This window comes from Pseudomonas sp. CJQ_9 (genome assembly GCF_043106615.1).
Lineage (GTDB): Bacteria > Pseudomonadota > Gammaproteobacteria > Pseudomonadales > Pseudomonadaceae > Aquipseudomonas > Aquipseudomonas juntendi.
In genome coordinates, this window is sequence record NZ_JBICMS010000094.1 from 12,652 (window position 1) to 31,670 (window position 19,019).

The following is a 19,019-nucleotide window of genomic DNA, read 5'->3' on the forward strand; positions in this document are numbered from 1 at the left end:
GCAGCGCTGCACAGCAGGCTCAAAGCCTGCTGTGCAGCTCCTGCGCCAGGGTTAGCAACAAGCGTCGCTCGGCCTGCTCGTATTCGTACTTGAGGGCCTTGCAACGCAGGGCGAAGGTCCAGTCGTCGATCTGCCCCTGGCTTACCTGCTCTTCGAGGCTTTCCATCCGCTCATTGAGCGGTTGCAGGACTTGCTCGAAACGCGACGGGTGGCGCTCGCGGGCATGGACCTCCCAGAACGGCCGCTGCGCCAGGGAGCCAATCACTTGCTCAGGTGTCTCGTTTGCCAGAATCTGGTCGCGAGCACGCAGTAGGTCGCTGCTGGTGACATGCGCAAACCCTGGGTAGTGCATTTCATCGTACTCGATGGGCAGGTCCAGGGTGGCACTCAACTTGAGCCGGTAGTACAGCCGGGTCTCGACCTCATCCACGCCGACCGTACGCTGGGCACGCAGGCGCTCGATGTGGCGCACGGCAAGCCGGTCGACTTCGTCCAGGCGCCAAAGCGAACGCCCCAGACGCCATAAACGCCCCTCCAGTCCCGCCGGCTCACCGCCTACGGCGCGCTCCACCATTACACTCAGTTCAAGCTGCTCCAACGTCAACAGCAGCCGGTCTTCACACGTCCTTGGGCCACCGGCTTCAGCGAACAGGCGCACACGCACAGCCTCATGTTGCTCACAGAACTCCAGAATGCGCCAGATACGCGCGCGGTAACGGGTCGGCGCAAGGGCAAAATCCTCGGCAGCGACGAAGTCCGCCAGAAACCGAAACAGGTCGGCCGCGCCCCGCTCAGCGATTAACGCGTCATAGATCGCGCGCCACCGGCCCCGCTGGTGTTCCTCTACCGCATCGGTCAAACGCCCGAACAAAGCGTCGTCTACGGGGCGATGATGCCGTACGCCGCCAGCAGCAGGGTTCCTGGCCCCGGCCTGCTCGAGCTGGGCTTCTTCTGCCTCGTCGAGGGGGTTGTCGTGCAGGGCATGATCTTCCAATTGCAGGCGTAGCCGCGCCAGGTCCTGGCGTAACTGACGGATACGATTGTCTCGCAGATCGATCCTGGCCCGCCAGGACACCGGCTCAGGCATCTGCTCCAGGCCGGTTGACCTGAGCCGCACTTCGCGCAGGTAGCGCAACGTGGTCAACACGGGCGCCCGCCCCAGCGGATTGTAGCTCAAGTCCAGGAACTGCAGGCTCCGCGCCTGCACCAGACGCCCCTCACCCACACTGTCAAGGGCGATCTGGTTGCGCGATAGCGTCAAGGTCCTGAGCCGCTCCAGACTTTCCAGCCCTGCCGGGATCGTGGTCAACCGGTTGCGTGACAGGTCCAGCTCGACCAAATTGCCAAAGCGCGCCAGGAAGTCTTCGTCGATTACAGTAAGGCCGCTGTCGCGCAGGTACAGACGTTTGACATGATCGAAACGGATGCCCGGCGGAAGCTGTGGCAAGCTGCCGATATGCTCGCCATCCAGATCCAGCACGTATTCACCCCCTGCGTTGACCACCTTGCGCCTCCAGCAACGGCGTAGGGCGGTCTCCAACCGACGACGCCTCACGCCCTGCAGCGGGTTGCTGGCGGCCTGGCGCCACTGGCGCAAACAACTGCGTAGTTGCGCCAGATGCTCTTGAAGTTGGGTGTAGTGCTCCCATAGCCCGCCATAGCCACCGCCCACGTTCAGCAAATACGCTTGTATCTCATCGTCGCTCAGGGTCGGAAAAATCTGTTGAATGCCCCGCCGGATCGCTTGCCGCTCGCCACTTCCGCGCCCGCTGAGCGGGTAACCCAGGCGCCCATCCCCGAAACGCTGGGGTGGGCGCAAGGCGCCGTGCACAGGTTGCATGCCACACCATTTGGCGGCCTGTTCCCGGTCACTTGCGGCACTGCGCAACAACCACTGGCCGAAGGCTTCTTCACCCAGGCCACCATTGCCCAGCTCTGCCAGCTGCGCCTCATCCAGGCTCGTCAGCAATGCCCACTGCAAGCTGTGGGAACGCGTCGATCGTGGACTGCGGTAACCGTCGCCGCGCCTGAAGATGTATTGCACCTGCTCGGCGCCCTCACTGCCGGCACTGGCCAGCAGCGCCCCCTGCGCAGTGCGCTCACGAAGCTCCAGCCTCAGCGTCGATGGCCAGGCAAGCCGCTCTCCCAAGACCCCGAAGGCAATGCGTTCGCTGTCGGCGTTGACTGCACGCGGCAGGTACAAGCCGGCACACGCGCGGTCCAGCCGGCGCTCACGCAGTTGCCAGCGCGCCCGCTCGGCCAGCGTCAACGGCAAGCGTTGCCGCTCCAGCAATTGTTCCCGCTCGACGCCGCTGCACTGCGCCATCAACTCAACCAGCTGACGCCTCGACAAACCCGGGAATGCCCTGGCCAACAGACTGCTGCCGTGCTCCGCCACGCTATCGGCAAGCTGCTGCTCCAAGGCCGGGCCGGCCAGGTCGGGGAAGCGCTCATGGGCGCGATAAACATCCAGCGCATCGTACAGCCGTGCGGGGGCATCCACCTGTTCCAGATGCAGGCGCCGCAGCCGGGCTTCACTCAACCCCGTCGCCTGCAACAGGTAATCCGCGGCGGCATCGGGTACACCGGCAAGCCTTGAACTCAGCCGCCTGACCAACTGGCCGGCCCCCTGCCAGTCCCCTGGCCGCTCCAGCTCATGGCGCCAGCCATCGCCACCGTTACTTTCGAGCCTGGGCTGCCAGGCTTCAGCACGCGATGCGTGGCGAATTCGCGTGCTGCCATGCACAGGATCCTCGCTTACCCGGTACATGGCTCCGTCCAGGTGCCACACCCACTCGTGGAGGTCGTCTCCCGGGCTCCAGTCAATCGAATACCCGGGCAGGTGCGCTGCAACCAAACGAGCATTTGCGGCCTGGTCACGCATTGGCTGCAGCGCGTCCACGAACGGCACGCGCTGCAGGTAATGCCGCGCCGCGGAGGCACCGGTGGCAATCAGCGCACCCGCCACTACGGTTTGCGCAACACCGAACACATGATCCATGGCGCCCTGCCGGTCGCCGATACGCCAGTCCTGGTAGCCTTCGTAAACTTCCCCGGCTAACTCCACCGCGGTGTAGGCCAACAAGCCCTCGCCCAGCACCGGAACGAACATGCCTGCCAGGTTCAAGAGGTTCAGGCCCAGTTCCCGATAGGCTTGCAGCCGGGCATCGCGCGCCTGTTCATCGAGGTCTGCGGTAGGCACGGCCAGCACGTGGGCATCATCGAGCAGTTTGTCTATCTGCAACCCACGCACATGACTGAACAGCGTCGTATTGATGGGCAGGTGCCTGCCATCGAGCTCAGGCACCTGGTGCGCCGCACTTGCCTCTATCCGCTCCTCGAGCAGCTGCTGAAAGCCAACCCGGTCGCGCTCACTGATGAAGCGGCTGAAGAATCGGCGGTAGGGTGCCGTCGTCAGGCGCCTGGCCAACGCCCGAAACACCTCTTCCCAGGACTGATAGACGCGAACCGGCGACTGCGGGTCATTCGGTACCCAGACGAATACCCCCTGCAGGTCCGCCCCCAGCGCTGGCCGCAGTTCCAATGTCACCACGCCTCGCACACATTTGCCCAACAGGTACAGCTGCCGTGGCGCGACCTCACCCGGCCCCGCCGGCACCGTCGGTGACGCGGTAATACAGGGCAACAGCAAGCGGTAGCTGTTCTCGTCCAGATCACCTTTGAGCAATGCGCAGCGTACTGCCACTTCCAGGTCGGCGCGGGCGTTTTCCTCGAAGCACCGGTGTACAGCGGCCTTGGCCGAGCCAGGTGCAGCACCTGGGGCATCGTCCGGCGCCAGGCACTGGCGCAGGATGGCCTGGTAGCGCCCGCCCACATCGGCCTCGCGGCAGCGCCCGGCGAATACCTCGTAACCCACCGGCACGGGCTCGCCGCTGGCGTCGAGCAGCCAGCCCCGGCGGCTGGGCGAAGGGCGCGTGTCGACGATATGGAAATTGTGCAGTACCGCCGCCAGCAACGGCGTGGAAGATCGCAATATGTGCCGACGCATGGGCCAGCCCGGCGCCATCGGCGGCAGTGTAACGGTGCGCTCGACACCCACGTGGCTGCGGCGCAGGTCGGTGATCGTCAGGCCTGCACGGTTCAATACCTGGTTCAAACGGGTAGCTGCGAACTCGTCCAGTGCCGGAATGGCTTGCAGGGTTCGGTGCAGCGAACGGGTGGCTTCTTCCTGGGCCTGCAGCGCGCGGCGCAAGGCAAGCAACCAGTCGACATTGCCATGCGCCACCAGCCATGCAGGCAGGCGCCGGGCAATCAAGGTATCGATCGAATCAGCGGGAAACAACGGCTCGGTCATCGGTTCAGCTCCAGCGACAAGGGCGCCGAGTCAACCAGCCATCCAGCCAGAGGCTGAGGTACACCCATAGCCCCAACCTTGGTTCCTGCAGCGAGCCAGCCTGGGCAAACAATCGGTTTTCCGACCATTGCAATCAGGATAGTTCGGAAAACCGAACAAAAGCCCGAGGTAGACGCACCCCGCCAAGGCGCCGAGCACCCGAACGATCGGGTTTTTTGCTCGTCGAACCCGTTTGGCACGACTCATGCTCTACACTCTTCAACCGAATGCACAGCGCTTCGCTGTATTCGTTGAACGAAAGAGTCCGCCAACGGCTCCATAAAAAAAACAAACACGTCGAGGAAAATTTGATGCGTATCGTTCGTCATCTGTTGGGCGCCACCATTGCAGCTGCGATCATCGCTTCGCCAGCCATGGCCGAAGAACTGACCGGCACCCTCAAGAAGATCAAGGACTCGGGCACCATCACCCTGGGCCACCGCGACTCTTCCATTCCCTTTTCCTACCTGGCCGGCAAACCCGAGCCCGTGGGCTACTCGCATGACATTCAGCTGGCTGTCGTAGATGCCCTGAAAAAACAACTGGGTACGGACATCAAGGTCCGCTACAACCTGGTCACCTCGCAGACCCGCATCCCGCTGGTGCAAAACGGCACCGTCGACCTGGAATGCGGCTCTACCACCAACAACGTCGAGCGCCAGCAGCAAGTCGGCTTCTCGGTCGGCATCTTCGAAGTCGGTACCCGCCTGCTGACCAAGGTCAAGGACGGTCAACCTGCATACAAGGACTTCCCGGACCTGGCTGGCAAGAACGTGGTGACCACCGCCGGCACCACCTCCGAGCGCATTCTCAAGGCGATGAACGCCGACAAGCAGATGAAGATGAACGTGATTTCCGCCAAGGACCACGGTGAAGCCTTCAACATGCTCGAAAGCGGCCGCGCTGTAGCCTTCATGATGGACGACGCCCTGCTCGCCGGTGAAATGGCCAAGGCGCGCAAGCCGGCAGACTGGGTCATCACCGGTACCCCGCAGTCCTATGAAATCTACGGCTGCATGGTGCGCAAGGGTGACGAGGCGTTCAAGAAAGCGGTCGACGATGCCATCGTTGCTTATTTCAAATCGGGCGAAGTCAACAAGAGCTACGACAAGTGGTTCCAGCAACCGATCCCGCCAAAAGGCCTGAACCTGCAGTTCCCGATGAGCGATGAGCTGAAAAAACTGATCGCTGAGCCTACCGACAAGGCCGCGGACGAGAAGAAGTCCTGATCCTCAGATAACGGCCTGGTGCTCGACAGCACGAATCAAATCCTACAGGCCACTCATTAGTGTCTAACCTTTCATCCGAGGGCGCCCCGCGCCCCCGGATGTTCCAAGGTGCCCGTGAAACAACCGTCTGAGGGGAAATCCCGATGAATTACAACTGGGACTGGGGCGTGTTCTTCAAGTCCACCGGCGTGGGCAGCGAGACCTATCTCGACTGGTACATCACCGGCCTGGGCTGGACCATCGCCATCGCCATCTCCGCCTGGATCATCGCCTTGTTGCTGGGCTCGGTGCTCGGCGTCATGCGCACCGTGCCGAACCGCCTGGTATCGGGCATCGCCACCATCTACGTGGAGCTGTTCCGCAATGTGCCGCTGCTGGTGCAGCTGTTCATCTGGTACTTCCTGGTGCCAGACCTGCTGCCCGAAGGCCTGCAGGAATGGTTCAAGCAAGACCTCAACCCGACCACCTCGGCGCTGATCAGTGTGGTCATCTGCCTGGGCCTGTTCACTGCCGCCCGTGTCTGTGAGCAAGTGCGCACCGGCATCCAGGCGCTGCCGCGCGGCCAGGAATCCGCGGCCCGTGCCATGGGTTTCAGCCTGCCGCAGATCTACACCAACGTGCTGCTGCCCCAGGCCTACCGGATCATCATTCCGCCGCTCACCTCCGAATTTCTCAACGTGTTCAAGAACTCCTCGGTGGCATCGCTGATCGGCCTGATGGAGCTTCTGGCGCAAACCAAACAGACCGCCGAATTCTCCGCCAACCTGTTCGAGGCCTTCACCCTGGCCACGCTGATCTACTTCACCCTGAACATGGGGCTGATGCTGCTGATGCGCATGGTCGAGAAGAAAGTCGCCGTGCCTGGCCTGATTTCCGTGGGGGGCAAGTAAATGGACATGGATTTCAGCGAAATCATCCCGGCCCTGCCCGCCCTGTGGGAAGGCATGCTCATGACCTTGCAACTGATGGTCATGGGCGTGGTGGGCGGTATCGTGCTGGGCACCATCCTGGCGCTCATGCGGCTGTCATCGAGCAAGCTGCTGTCGCGCCTGGCCGGTGCCTACGTCAACTATTTCCGCTCGATCCCGCTGCTGCTGGTGATCACCTGGTTCTACCTGGCGGTACCGTTCGTACTGCGCTGGATCACCGGCGAGGACACCCCGGTGGGTGCCTTCACCTCGTGCGTGGTGGCGTTCATGATGTTCGAAGCCGCCTACTTCTGTGAAATCGTCCGCGCCGGTGTGCAGTCGATCTCCAAGGGCCAGATGGGCGCCGCCCAGGCCCTGGGCATGACCTACAGCCAGACCATGCGCCTGATCATCCTGCCGCAGGCTTTTCGCAAGATGACCCCGCTGTTGCTGCAACAGAGCATCATCCTGTTCCAGGATACCTCGCTGGTCTACACCGTGGGCCTGGTGGACTTCCTCAACTCGGCACGCTCCAACGGCGACATCATTGGGCGCTCCCATGAGTTCCTGATCTTCGCCGGGGTCGTGTACTTCCTCATCAGCTTCTCCGCTTCGTGGCTGGTCAAGCGCCTGCAAAAAAGGATCGCCGTATGATTTCCATCAAGAACGTCAACAAGTGGTACGGGGACTTCCAGGTACTGACCGACTGCAGCACCGAGGTCAAAAAAGGTGAAGTGGTGGTGGTGTGCGGCCCTTCGGGTTCGGGCAAGTCCACCCTGATCAAGTGCGTCAACGCCCTGGAGCCGTTCCAGAAGGGCGATATCGTGGTTGATGGCACCTCCATTGCCGACCCCAAGACCAACCTGCCGAAGCTGCGTTCGCGGGTGGGCATGGTGTTCCAGCACTTCGAACTGTTCCCCCACCTGAGCATCACCGAAAACCTGACCATCGCCCAGCGCAAGGTACTGGGCCGCAGTGAGGCGGAGGCCACCAAAAAAGGCCTGGCCCTGCTCGACCGCGTCGGGCTTGGCGCTCATGCCAAGAAGCACCCGGGCCAGCTGTCGGGTGGCCAGCAACAGCGCGTGGCCATTGCCCGTGCACTGTCGATGGACCCGATCGTCATGCTGTTCGACGAGCCGACCTCGGCGCTGGACCCGGAAATGGTCAACGAAGTACTGGACGTGATGGTGGAGCTTGCCCACGAAGGCATGACCATGATGTGCGTGACACACGAAATGGGCTTCGCCCGTAAAGTGGCCAACCGCGTGATCTTCATGGACAAAGGCCACATCATCGAAGACTGCCAGAAGGAAGCGTTCTTCGGCGACCCGACTGCCCGCCACGAACGCACCCAGCACTTCCTCAGCAAGATCCTGCAACACTGACTTTGCTTCATAGAACCGGTCGGCGCGGCTGCCCAATCGGGCAGCAGGCGCTGGTCGTGACAAGGCCACTGTGATGAAATGCGATCCTTCGCTTCTTCTCCCTGCCAAGCCTGCCGTGAAATCCCGCCTGCTCCGTCAATTGCTGTTGCCACCACTGATCATTTTGCTGATGGTCGGCCTGGGTATGGCTGGCTACCTGATCAGCGAGAGCAACGGTATTCGCACCCTCAGCGAAAACGGTGAACGCCAGCTGGAGCTGCACGCGCGCACGGTCGAAAGCGAGATCAGCAAATACACCTATCTGCCGAGCCTGCTGGAGCTGGAAGACAGCGTCTCGCACCTGCTCACCGACCCGGATGGCGGTTCGCGCCAGGCAGTCAACGAATACCTCGAAGGCCTGAACCGGCGCAGCCGCAGCCGGGCAATTTTCGTGCTCGATACCAATGGCCGGGTCCAGGCCACCAGCAACTGGCGCGATGCCGATTCGTTCCTGGGCGAAGACCTGTCGTTCCGCGCCTATTTCCAGACTGCCGTACGCGGCGAACCTGGGCGCTTCTACGGCATCGGCAGCACCACGGGCGAGGCTGGCTACTACCTGGCCCACGGGCTCGAGGAACACGGCAAGATCATTGGCGTGGCGGTGATCAAGGTACGCCTGGATACCCTGGAAGAACGTTGGCAGCGGGCGCGCCTGGAGGCATTCGTCAGCGACGAGAACGGCATCATCATCCTTTCCAGCGACCCTGCCAGGCGCCTGAAGTCGGTACGCCCGCTGACCGCGCAAACTAAGGAACGGCTGGCGCGCAGCCTGCAATATTACTGGTGGCCGTTGAACGAGTTGCAGCCCCTGGCCCGCGAGACCCTGGCCGATGGCGTGGAAAAACTGACCTTCCCCGCCAACAGCGAGACTGCCCACGGCGAGCCCCACGAAGTGGCCTACCTGGCCCAGACCCGGCGGCTGGTCGACACGCCCTGGCATTTCACTCTGCTCACCCCGCTGCAGGACCTGCGCCGCGAATCCATGGTCCAGGGCATTCTGGTGGGGGTCGCCTTCGCCCTGCTGGCCATCCTCGGCATCGCCTGGAACGAGCGGCGCAAAGTCATCGCCACCCGCCTGGCCGCACGCGAGGCGCTGGAGGAAGCCAACAGCCAGCTGGAGCGACGGATTACCGAACGCACCGCCGACCTGCGTGCCAGCAACGAACGCCTGAAAGGCCAGATTCGCGAGCGCCGGCACGCCGAACAAACGCTGCGCCACGCCCAGGACGAGCTGGTGCAGGCCGGCAAGCTGGCAGCCATCGGGCAAATGTCCACCAGCATCGCCCACGAGCTGAACCAGCCGCTGGCTGCCTTGCGGACGCTGTCTGGCAACACGGTGCGCTTCCTCGAACGCGGGGCGCTGGAAACCGCCAGCACCAACCTGCGCACCATGAACGACCTGATTGACCGCATGGGCCGCATCACTGCCAGCCTGCGCTCGTTCGCCCGGCGCAGCGACGACAGTGGCCAGGCTTCCCTGGCCAAGGCGATAGAAGCCACCTTGCAAGTACTGGGCAACCGCATCAGCGCCTGCCACTTGCAGCTGCACAACCACTACGAGGACCAGCAACTGGCCATCGACCAGACCCGCCTGGAGCAGATCCTGGTCAACCTGATCGGCAACGCCCTCGATGCCATGGCTGCGCAGCCCCAGCCCGAACTGTGGCTGGAGGGCGAAGTGCAGGGCGACAAATACCGTTTGCAGGTGCGTGACAATGGCCACGGCATCGACGCCGAGGCGCGCAAGCACCTGTTCGAACCTTTCTTCACCACCAAACCGGGCGAACACGGCCTGGGCCTGGGCCTGACCCTGTCGGCGAGCCTTGCGGCTGCGGCCAAGGGCAGCCTCAACGTCGAGCACCCCGTCACCGGCGGGAGCGCCTTCGTCCTGGCCCTGCCCCTGGTTTCGCCCCCTAACGAATCGGCAGAGCACCCATGAACCAAGCGCCTCTTACCGTCCTGATCGTCGAAGACGACCCGCATGTGCTGCTCGGCTGCCAGCAGGCACTGGCCCTGGAGGACATCGCCTGCGAGGGTGTGGGCAGTGCCGAGCAAGCGCTAGAGCGCATCGGCCACGATTTCGCCGGTATCGTCGTCAGCGATATCCGCCTGCCCGGCATCGACGGCCTGGAGTTGCTCAACCGCCTGAAGGCCCGCGACCGCAGCCTGCCGGTGGTACTGATCACCGGCCACGGCGACATCGACATGGCCGTTGGCGCCATGCGCAATGGTGCCTACGACTTCATGGAAAAGCCGTTCTCCCCGGAGCGCCTGGTCGACGTGGTGCGCCGCGCGCTGGAACAACGGGGGCTGTCCCGCGAAGTGGTCGCCCTGCGCCGCCAGCTGGCCGAACAGAGCAGCCTGGAAGGCCGCATCATCGGCCGCTCGCCGGCCATGGAGCACCTGCGCGAGCTGATTGCCAATGTGGCCGACACCTCGGCCAACGTGCTCATCGAGGGCGAGACCGGCACCGGCAAAGAACTGGTCGCGCGCTGCCTGCATGACTTCAGCCGTCGCCAGGGCCAGCCCTTCGTGGCGCTGAACTGTGGCGGCCTGCCGGAAAACCTGTTCGAGACCGAGATTTTTGGCCACGAGGCGAACGCCTTCACCGGTGCCGGCAAGCGCCGTATTGGCAAGATCGAACACGCCAATGGCGGCACGCTGTTCCTCGACGAAGTGGAGAGCATGCCGATCAACCTGCAGATCAAGCTGCTGCGCGTTTTGCAGGAGCGCACCCTGGAACGTTTGGGGTCGAACCAGAGCATTGCCGTGGATTGCCGGGTGATTGCGGCAACCAAGGCCGACCTCGATAGCCTGGGCCAGAGCGGTCAGTTCCGCAGCGACCTGTACTACCGGTTGAACGTGGTGACCCTGGAGCTGCCACCGCTGCGCGAGCGCCGCGAAGACATCCTGCAATTGTTCGAGCACTTCCTACAGCAATCGGCCCTGCGCTTCGATCGGGAAACACCGACCCTGGACAGCCAGACCCTGTCCCGCCTCCTCGCCCACGACTGGCCAGGCAATGTGCGGGAACTGCGCAACGTGGCCGAACGCTACGCCCTGGGCCTGCCGGCGTTCAAGAAAGGGCCCAGCGGGGGGGCCAGCCAAGGCCTGGGCTTTGCCGAGGCAGTGGAGGCGTTTGAACGCAACCTGCTCAGCGATGCACTGCAACGCACCGGCGGCAACCTCAGCCAGGCCAGCCAGGAGCTGGGCATGGCCAAGACCACGCTGTTCGACAAGGTCAAAAAATACGGCCTTGGTTGACCTCGACAACCGTGTGAAGTGCCTGCGGCGCGGGTATTCGGGCCCCAGTGGGTGTGGGCCAGCCGCAGGCGGTGCGGCGCTACGCCCAGTCGACAGCGTTGCCAACATGAGCGAAACTCAACTCATTGCTTCGTTCACCCCATTCACACCCCGGAGTCAGCAGTGCTGGAGATCCGCCACCTGAAAACCCTTCATGCCTTGCGCGAGGCCGACAGCCTTGTGGAAGCCGCCGAGCGCCTGCATCTGACCCAGTCGGCGCTGTCTCACCAGTTCAAGGAGCTGGAGGAGCGCCTGGGCCTGCCGCTGTTCGTACGCAAGAGCAAGCCGATACGCTTTACCAGCGCCGGGCTGCGCCTGCTGCAACTGGCCGATGCCACCCTGCCGTTGCTACGGGGTGCCGAACGCGACATCGCGCGCCTGGCCGGCGGTACCGCCGGGCGCCTGCACATGGCAATCGAATGCCACAGCTGCTTCCAGTGGCTGATGCCGACCATCGACCAATTCCGCGATGCCTGGCCGGAAGTCGAGCTGGACCTGGCTTCAGGCTTCGCCTTTGCACCCCTGCCAGCCCTGGCCCGTGGGGACCTCGACCTGGTGGTGACCTCCGACCCGGTGGACCTGGCCGGCATCACCTACGTGCCGCTGTTCACCTACGAAGCCATGCTGGCGGTCGCCAACCAGCATGCGCTGGCCAGCAAGCCGTATATCGTGCCCCAGGACCTGCTCGACCAGACCCTGATCACCTACCCGGTGGAGCGCGACCGCCTGGACATCTTCACCCGCTTCCTGGAGCCGGCCGACGTCGAGCCGGCCGCCGTGCGCACCTCGGAGCTGACCGTGATGATGATGCAGCTGGTCGCCAGCGGCCGGGGGGTGTGCGGCATGCCGCACTGGGCTTTGCATGAGTACAGTGCGCGCGGTTATGTGAAAGGCAAGCGCCTGGGCGAGAAAGGCCTGTTTGCGACGCTTTACGCCGCTGTGCGCACGGACATGCTCGATGCGCCGTACATGCGCGACTTTCTGCTGACCGCCAAGGATACCTCCTTCGCCACCCTCGACGGCGTCAGCGCGGTGCGTTGAGCAACTGGCGGTACAGCGGCAGGATCAGATCGCGGGTCAAGGGTGCCAGTGGCGTGTCTGGCGCCTGATCTGCAGCCAGCCATACCACCTCCTCGATTTCTGCCGCCGGGACCACGGCAGCGGCGCTGTCCACGCGAAACAGCTCGGCTTGCACGTCGAAGCCGGGCTCGTTGGCAGCCGTGGCAGTGAACTGGCCCAAGTGCACGGCCTGGGCCGGGTCGATGTGCAGGCCCAATTCCTCGTGCAGTTCGCGTACCAGTGCCTGCAGCGCCGTTTCACCCGCATCGATCTTGCCCCCCGGCTGCATGAAGGCTTCGGTGCCACGCTTGCGCACCAGCAAGGTGCGCCCCTGGGGGTCGAGCAACAGGGCGGCGGCGATGCGAATGGTATTGGGCATGGGGTGAACTCGCTGGCAACAATGGCCGGGGAGGATCCCACGGGCTCGCTTGGCCTGACAAGGCCATTGTCGCGTGTGCCGGCCAGACGAACGGCCCCTTGCCAAAGCGCCCATGCCCCTCCATAACCAACCCATGAACCTGCCCGCCCAACAGCACCCGGTGCTCGAACTGTTCCACCCCGCCGTACGCACCTGGTTCGGCCGCCACTTCGCAACCGTTACCGATGCCCAGGCCCAGGCCTGGCCCTTGGTTCATGGCGGCCAGTCGATGCTGTTGGCCGCACCCACCGGCTCTGGCAAGACCCTGAGCGCGTTCCTGGCCGTGCTCGATGAACTGTTCTGCCAGGGCCTGGCGCAGCAGGGCCAACTGCCGGCGCTGACCCAGGTGGTCTATGTTTCGCCGCTCAAGGCGCTGTCCAATGACATCCGCGTCAACCTGCAAGCCCCGCTCGAGGGTATCAGCCAGGCCCTGGCAGAACAGGGCCTGGCCGCACCCCGCATCACCACCGCCGTGCGCACCGGCGATACGCCGCAAAAAGAGCGCGCCGCCATGCGCAAGCTGGCACCGCACATTTTGGTAACGACTCCCGAATCCCTGTATGTACTGATGGGTTCAGCGTCTGGCCGTGAAGGCCTGCGCAACGTGCATACGGTAATCGTCGACGAGATCCATGCCTTGGCCGGCAACAAGCGCGGGGCGCATCTGGCGCTGACCCTGGAACGCCTGCAGGCCTTGGCAGGCCGGCCCTTGCGCCGTATTGGCCTGTCTGCCACGCAGCGCCCGGTGGCGCGGGTGGCGCAGTTTCTGGCCGGGAGCGGCCGGCCCTGCGCGGTTGTCGATGTCGGCCATGCCCGGCCACGCGACCTGGCCATCGAGCTGCCGCCGGTACCGTTGGGGGCGGTCATGGCCACCGATGTCTGGGGCCTGGTCTACGACCGCCTGGCAGCCCTGGCCCGCAAGCATCGCACCACCCTGGTCTTCGTCAACACCCGGCGCCTGGCTGAGCGCATCACCCGCCACCTCAGCGACCGCCTGGGCAAGGATGCCGTGGCTGCACACCATGGCAGCCTGGCCAAGGAGCTGCGCCTGGGCGCCGAGCAACGGCTCAAGCACGGCCAGTTGCAGGTGCTGGTGGCCACCGCTTCACTGGAGCTGGGCATCGACATAGGCGACATCGACCTGGTCTGCCAGGTTGCCTCGCCGGGTTCGATTGCCGCCTTCCTGCAACGGGTTGGCCGCGCCAGCCACCAGGTCGATGGCGTGCCCAAAGGGCGCTTGTTCCCGACATCGCGTGACGACCTGATCGAGTGCGTGGCCCTGCTCGACTGCGTACGCCGTGGGGAACTGGAGGCGCTGCACATACCCCGGGCGCCCCTGGACGTGCTGGCCCAGCAGATCGTCGCCGAAGCCTGCAACCAGCCGTGGCACGAACAGGCGTTGTTCGACTGCCTGCGCCAGGCCACACCTTATGCCCACCTCGACCAGCAGCACTACCAGGCCCTGCTGCGCATGCTTGCCGAGGGCTACAACGGCCGCCAGGGCGTACGCAGTGCCTACCTGCACCGCGATGCGGTAAGCGGCACATTGCGGGGCCGCCGCGGCAGTCAGCTGACCGCGCTGACCAGTGGCGGCACCCTTCCGGACAATGCCGACTACAGCGTATTGCTGGAGCCGCAGGCGCTGAACATTGGCAGCGTCAATGAAGACTTCGCGGTGGAGAGCATCGCAGGCGACATCTTCCAGCTGGGCAATGCCTCGTACCGCATCCTGCGCGTCGAGTCGGGCCGGGTTCGGGTGGAGGATGCCCAAGGGCTGCCGCCCACCATTCCGTTCTGGCTCGGCGAGGCGCCTGGCCGCAGCGACGAGCTGTCCGCGGCCGTGGCCAGGCTGCAGGCACAGCTTGACCAGCAGCTGACGCTGGCCGACGGCGATACCCGCGCGGTGTCGGCATGGCTGCAGCGTACGTTCGAGCTGGGCGAAGACTGTGCCGAGCAGTTGCTCGACTACCTGGGCCGTACCCGCGAAGTGCTCGGTGCCCTGCCCTCGCAGCAAACGTTGGTGATGGAGCGTTTCTTCGATGCCTCCGGCGGCACCCAGCTGATCATCCATTCGCCCTACGGCAGCCGCATCAATCGCGCCTGGGGCCTGGCCTTGCGCAAACGCTTCTGTCGCACCTTCAATTTCGAACTGCAGGCGGCCGCCAGCGAGGACGCCATCGTGCTGTCGCTGTCCACCAGCCACAGTTTCGACCTCGACGAGGTCTGGCGTTACCTGAAAAGCGGCAGCGCAGAAGCCCTCCTCATACAGGCCGTGCTCGAAGCGCCACTGTTCGGTGTGCGCTGGCGCTGGAACGCCAGTGTCGCCATGGCCCTACCGCGCTTCGTAGGCGGGCGCAAAGTCGCGCCGCAAATCCAGCGCATGAAAAGCGAAGACCTGGTTGCCGCAGTATTTCCCGACCAGATCGCCTGCCTGGAAAATATCGCCGGCGAGCGGCAGATACCCGAACACCCACTGGTCGAGCAGACCCTCGACGACTGCCTGCACGAGGCACTGGATTGCACGGGCTGGCTGGCCCTGTTGAGGCGCATGGAAAGCGGGGCGGTACGCCTGCTGTGCCGCGATTTGCCTGCGCCATCGCCACTGGCGTCGGCCATTCTCAATGCCCGGCCTTATACGTTCCTCGACGACGCACCGCTGGAAGAGCGGCGTACCCAGGCGGTGCTCAACCGGCGCTGGAACGAGGTGCACAGCAGTGACGACCTGGGCGCACTGGATGCCGACGCCATTGCTGCCGTGGCCGCCGAGGCCTGGCCGCAGCCGCGCAATAGCGACGAAATGCATGAAGCCCTGATGAGCCTGGGCGCCATCAGCCAGGCGCAGGTCAGCGCCAACCCTGGTTGGAACCTGCTCCTCAGGCAACTGGCCAAGGCCGGCCGCGCCTTGCGCCTGCCCCGCGAGCAGCTGTGGCTGGCCCGTGAGCGCCTGAACCTGTTGCAGGCAATCTACCCGGCGACGCCCCTCGAACCGGCGCTGGAGCAGTTGCCTGGCTTCGATCAGCCCATCGAGCGCGACAATGCCCTGGCCGAACTGCTGCGTGGCCGCCTGAGCGCCCATGGCCCGCAGACGCTGGTACAGATCGCCGCGCCGTTGGGCATGCCAGCGCAGGCAGTCGAACAGGCTCTGGCCCGCCTGGAAGCCGAAGGTTACGTGCTGCGCGGCTATTTCAGCCCGGCCGCCAGCGAGCTGCAATGGTGCGAACGCCATTTGCTGGCACGCATCCACCGCTACACGGTCAAGCGCTTGCGTCGCGAAATCGAGCCGGTCAGCCTGCAGGACTTCATGCGTTTTCTGTTCGACTGGCAGCACCTGGCACCTGACACGCGCCTGCGTGGCCCGCAGGCCGTAGCCGAAGTGCTTGGGCAGTTGCAGGGCTTCCCCAGTGCAGCCGCAGCCTGGGAGGCCGAACTGCTGCCCGCACGCATCCTCGACTACAGCCCCCACTGGCTCGATGATGCCTGCCGTAGCGGGCAATTCGCCTGGAGCCGGCTGGCCGCGACCCGCTCAAGCAGCACCTTGTCGAGCACCCCGCTGGTGTTGCTGCCTCGGGAGCACCTGGGGCTGTGGCGCAGCCTGGCGCCCGCCCCTGCCGTACAGAGCCTTGGCGCAAGGGCGCAGCGGGTACATGAGGTGCTGCAGGCTGAGGGCGCGTTGTTCTTCGACGAACTGACCCACGATGCCCGCCTGCTGCCCAGCGAACTGGAAACAGCGTTGCAGGAACTGGTGGGTGCCGGCCTGGTAGGTGCCGACAGCTTCACTGGCCTGCGCAGCCTGATCGCCCCGGCGGCGAAACGCGCTTCACGCACCCGCCGGCACGGCCATGCACCGTTCTCCAGCAGCATGTCCCATGCCGGGCGCTGGGCATTGCTGCGCCAGGGCACGGCGGATGACAGCCAGCGCCTGGAGCACATCGCCCACGCCCTGCTAAGGCGCTATGGCGTGGTGTGCTGGCGGCTGCTGGAGCGCGAGAGCGATGTACTGCCGCCGTGGCGGGAACTGCTGCGCTGCTACCACCGGCTGGAGGCGCGCGGCGAGATCCGCGGGGGGCGCTTCATTGCCGGGTTGGCTGGTGAACAATTTGCCTTGCCGGAGGCAGTGGGGTTGCTGCGCCAGGTACGCCGGCGCGAGGCGGACGGTGCATTGCAGGTGGTCAGTGCCAGTGACCCGCTGAACCTGATCGGCTCGTTGCTGCCGGGGGTGAAGGTGCCGGCGGTGAGCGGCAACCGCCTGCTGTACCGCGACGGCGTGCCAGTGGCCAAGCGCGTGGCCGGGCGCCCTGTGTACCTGAGCGAGGCGCCCGCGCACGAGCAGGAAAGCTGGCGACAGAAGCTGCTGCGCGGCGCACTGTGAACAGCCTGTCTTGCCGACCAAGGGCCGGGGCTGTTGCCGCTTGGCGTGGCGAGAATGATTGTCGCTACCCCGATTTTAATTTGCAGCGCCCGGCAACTTGGCTATGGTCGGGGTTTGCCCCCAGGCCCTGAGCCTGACCGCGCCATCGCAAGGACCCTGTATGAGCCTGTCACTTCTCAGCCGCTATGCCTTCTTCGCCGCCTGTGTCCTGTTCACCTTGGCGAGCCTGCCCTTCAGTCAGCATGAATGGCTGTGGCCCTTCACCCTGACCGCAGGCGTTCTCAGCCTGATCGGGCTGTTCGACCTGCTGCAGCGGCGCCACGCCGTGCGCCGCAACTACCCCATCCTGGGCAACATCCGCTACCTGGTAGAGACCATCCGCCCGGAGATCCGCCAGTACCTGCTGGAGTCCGACAGCGACGCACTGCCGTTCTCCCGTGCGCAGCGCTCGCTGGTGTATGCCCGGGCCAAGAACGAAGCTTCCGACAAACCGTTCGGCACCTTGATCGATGTGTACCAGTCCGGCTTCGAGTTCATTGGCCACTCCATGCGCCCGGCACCTTTGGCCGACCCGGCCAGCTTCCGCATCATCATTGGCGGGCCGCAGTGCAGCCAGCCGTATTCGGCCTCGATTTTCAATATCTCGGCCATGAGCTTCGGCTCGCTCAGCGCCAACGCTATCCGCGCGCTCAACCAGGGCGCCAAACTGGGCAACTTCCACCATGACACTGGCGAAGGCAGCATCAGCCCGTACCACCGTGAACACGGTGGTGACCTGGTATGGGAACTGGGCAGCGGCTACTTTGGCTGCCGCACCGCGGACGGGCGTTTCGACCCTGAGCGCTTCGCCGCACAAGCCCGTAGCCCGCAGGTGCGCATGATCGAAGTAAAGATGAGCCAGGGCGCCAAGCCCGGCCATGGCGGTATCCTGCCCAAGCACAAGGTCACCCAGGAAATTGCCGAGACCCGTGGCGTGCTGATGGGCGAAGACTGCATTTCGCCGTCGCGGCACAGCGCCTTTTCCACCCCCATCGAAATGATGCAGTTCATCGCCCAGCTACGCGAACTGTCCGGCGGCAAGCCGGTGGGTTTCAAGTTCTGCCTGGGCCACCCGTGGGAGTTCATGGGCATCGCCAAGGCCATGTTGGAGACCGGTATCCTGCCGGATTTCATCGTCGTCGATGGCAAGGAAGGCGGCACCGGCGCGGCGCCGGTGGAATTCACCGATCACATTGGCGTGCCCCTGCGTGAGGGGTTGCTGTTCGTGCACAACACCCTCGTCGGCCTGAACCTGCGCGACAAGATCAAGCTGGGCGCCAGCGGCAAGATTGTCAGCGCCTTCGACATCGCCAGCGTGCTGGCCATTGGCGCCGACTGGGCCAATTCGGCGCGCGGCTTCATGTTCGCCATTGGCTGCATCCAGTCGCAAAGCTGCCACACCAACAAATGCCCCACTGGCGTGGCCACGCAAGACCCGCTGCGCCAACGTGCGCTGGTAGTGCCGGACAAGGCCCAGCGGGTGCTGAACTTCCACCACAACACCTTGCGCGCGCTGGCAGAAATGCTGGCGGCGGCTGGCCTGGAACACCCGGCACAGCTGGAGGCCAAGCACTTGGTGCGCCGCATCTCGGCCACCGAGATCAAACTGTTCTCGCAGATGCATGTGTTCCTCAAACCGGGCGAGCTGCTCACCGGCGAGGTGGATGGCCAGTTCTATTCGCGCATGTGGCAGCTGGCCAGGGCCGACAGCTTCGAGCCGCACAGTGAGGTCGCGGCCTGACGCGCCCCGGGGGCTGCTTGGCAGCCCTGCTGCGATCCCTGTGGGAGATTCTATGGTTTCTGGCAAGGGTAGCCGCAGCATCTTCAGCGCCTGTGAGATCGAGCGCCGCCCGCGCGGCGCTTCGCGGGTGAACCCGCTCCGTTTGTCTCGGGCCAGTATTGCCTATGCCGGACGC

General features: G+C 64.5%; 11 protein-coding genes. 9 read left to right on the plus strand and 2 right to left on the minus strand.

Features of this window, described 5'->3' with window-relative positions:
- Positions 1–19 precede the first annotated feature (19 nt).
- Positions 20–4,315 carry an NEL-type E3 ubiquitin ligase domain-containing protein gene (locus ACF8SD_RS19855; protein WP_392484904.1) on the minus strand — a complete coding sequence of 1,432 codons (4,296 nt, stop codon included), beginning with the start codon at positions 4,313–4,315 and terminating at the stop codon, positions 20–22.
- A 350-nt stretch (positions 4,316–4,665) separates the two neighbouring features.
- Between ACF8SD_RS19855 and ACF8SD_RS19860 the strand changes: the two genes are divergently transcribed.
- The 7 genes from ACF8SD_RS19860 (at position 4,666) to metR (ending at position 12,259) form a co-directional block, all read left to right on the plus strand.
- Complete coding sequence (locus ACF8SD_RS19860) at positions 4,666–5,583, plus strand: glutamate/aspartate ABC transporter substrate-binding protein (protein WP_009684545.1); 918 nt, start codon at positions 4,666–4,668, stop codon at positions 5,581–5,583.
- 143 nt (positions 5,584–5,726) lie between these two features.
- Positions 5,727–6,473: an amino acid ABC transporter permease gene (locus tag ACF8SD_RS19865; protein WP_009684544.1), complete on the plus strand. Its 747-nt coding sequence runs from the start codon at positions 5,727–5,729 to the stop codon at positions 6,471–6,473.
- Positions 6,474–7,145: an amino acid ABC transporter permease gene (locus tag ACF8SD_RS19870; RefSeq protein WP_173890858.1), complete on the plus strand. Its 672-nt coding sequence runs from the start codon at positions 6,474–6,476 to the stop codon at positions 7,143–7,145. It begins immediately after the preceding gene.
- Complete coding sequence (locus tag ACF8SD_RS19875) at positions 7,142–7,876, plus strand: amino acid ABC transporter ATP-binding protein (protein WP_009684542.1); 735 nt, start codon at positions 7,142–7,144, stop codon at positions 7,874–7,876. The genes ACF8SD_RS19870 and ACF8SD_RS19875 overlap by 4 nt, the downstream gene beginning before the upstream one ends.
- A 73-nt stretch (positions 7,877–7,949) precedes the next feature.
- Positions 7,950–9,854 (plus strand): ATP-binding protein, encoded by a 1,905-nt coding sequence (locus ACF8SD_RS19880; RefSeq protein WP_029887761.1) that lies wholly within the window; start codon positions 7,950–7,952, stop codon positions 9,852–9,854.
- Positions 9,851–11,179 carry a sigma-54 dependent transcriptional regulator gene (locus tag ACF8SD_RS19885; RefSeq protein WP_173890859.1) on the plus strand — a complete coding sequence of 443 codons (1,329 nt, stop codon included), beginning with the start codon at positions 9,851–9,853 and terminating at the stop codon, positions 11,177–11,179. Before ACF8SD_RS19880 ends, ACF8SD_RS19885 begins: the two co-directional genes overlap by 4 nt.
- Positions 11,180–11,341: 162 nt before the next feature.
- Positions 11,342–12,259, plus strand: coding sequence for a transcriptional regulator MetR (gene metR / locus ACF8SD_RS19890; RefSeq protein WP_009684539.1), 918 nt, complete (start codon positions 11,342–11,344; stop codon positions 12,257–12,259).
- On the opposite strand, the gene ACF8SD_RS19895 is transcribed toward metR, so the two are convergent.
- On the minus strand, positions 12,243–12,656 hold the full coding sequence (locus ACF8SD_RS19895; protein ID WP_173890860.1) for an NUDIX domain-containing protein: 414 nt from the start codon (positions 12,654–12,656) through the stop codon (positions 12,243–12,245). The two genes, metR and ACF8SD_RS19895, sit on opposite strands and share 17 nt — an antisense overlap.
- 133 nt (positions 12,657–12,789) lie before the next feature.
- Between ACF8SD_RS19895 and ACF8SD_RS19900 the strand changes: the two genes are divergently transcribed.
- Together ACF8SD_RS19900 and ACF8SD_RS19905 are read left to right on the plus strand one after the other, a co-directional pair.
- Positions 12,790–17,064, plus strand: a complete 4,275-nt coding sequence (locus ACF8SD_RS19900; RefSeq protein WP_392484905.1) for a DEAD/DEAH box helicase — start codon at positions 12,790–12,792, stop codon at positions 17,062–17,064.
- A 160-nt stretch (positions 17,065–17,224) separates the two neighbouring features.
- Positions 17,225–18,844 carry an FMN-binding glutamate synthase family protein gene (locus ACF8SD_RS19905; RefSeq protein ID WP_173890862.1) on the plus strand — a complete coding sequence of 540 codons (1,620 nt, stop codon included), beginning with the start codon at positions 17,225–17,227 and terminating at the stop codon, positions 18,842–18,844.
- The last annotated feature ends 175 nt before the right edge of the window (positions 18,845–19,019 follow it).

Coding starts and splice junctions, on each gene's coding strand:
- ACF8SD_RS19860 (WP_009684545.1), top strand. CDS start 4,666: ATGCGTATCGTTCGTCATCTGTTGGGCGCCACCATTGCAGCTGCGATC.
- ACF8SD_RS19870 (WP_173890858.1), top strand. CDS start 6,474: ATGGACATGGATTTCAGCGAAATCATCCCGGCCCTGCCCGCCCTGTGG.
- ACF8SD_RS19875 (WP_009684542.1), top strand. CDS start 7,142: ATGATTTCCATCAAGAACGTCAACAAGTGGTACGGGGACTTCCAGGTA.
- ACF8SD_RS19880 (WP_029887761.1), top strand. CDS start 7,950: ATGAAATGCGATCCTTCGCTTCTTCTCCCTGCCAAGCCTGCCGTGAAA.
- ACF8SD_RS19895 (WP_173890860.1), bottom strand. CDS start 12,656: ATGCCCAATACCATTCGCATCGCCGCCGCCCTGTTGCTCGACCCCCAG.
- ACF8SD_RS19885 (WP_173890859.1), top strand. CDS start 9,851: ATGAACCAAGCGCCTCTTACCGTCCTGATCGTCGAAGACGACCCGCAT.
- ACF8SD_RS19905 (WP_173890862.1), top strand. CDS start 17,225: ATGAGCCTGTCACTTCTCAGCCGCTATGCCTTCTTCGCCGCCTGTGTC.
- ACF8SD_RS19865 (WP_009684544.1), top strand. CDS start 5,727: ATGAATTACAACTGGGACTGGGGCGTGTTCTTCAAGTCCACCGGCGTG.
- ACF8SD_RS19855 (WP_392484904.1), bottom strand. CDS start 4,315: ATGACCGAGCCGTTGTTTCCCGCTGATTCGATCGATACCTTGATTGCC.
- ACF8SD_RS19900 (WP_392484905.1), top strand. CDS start 12,790: ATGAACCTGCCCGCCCAACAGCACCCGGTGCTCGAACTGTTCCACCCC.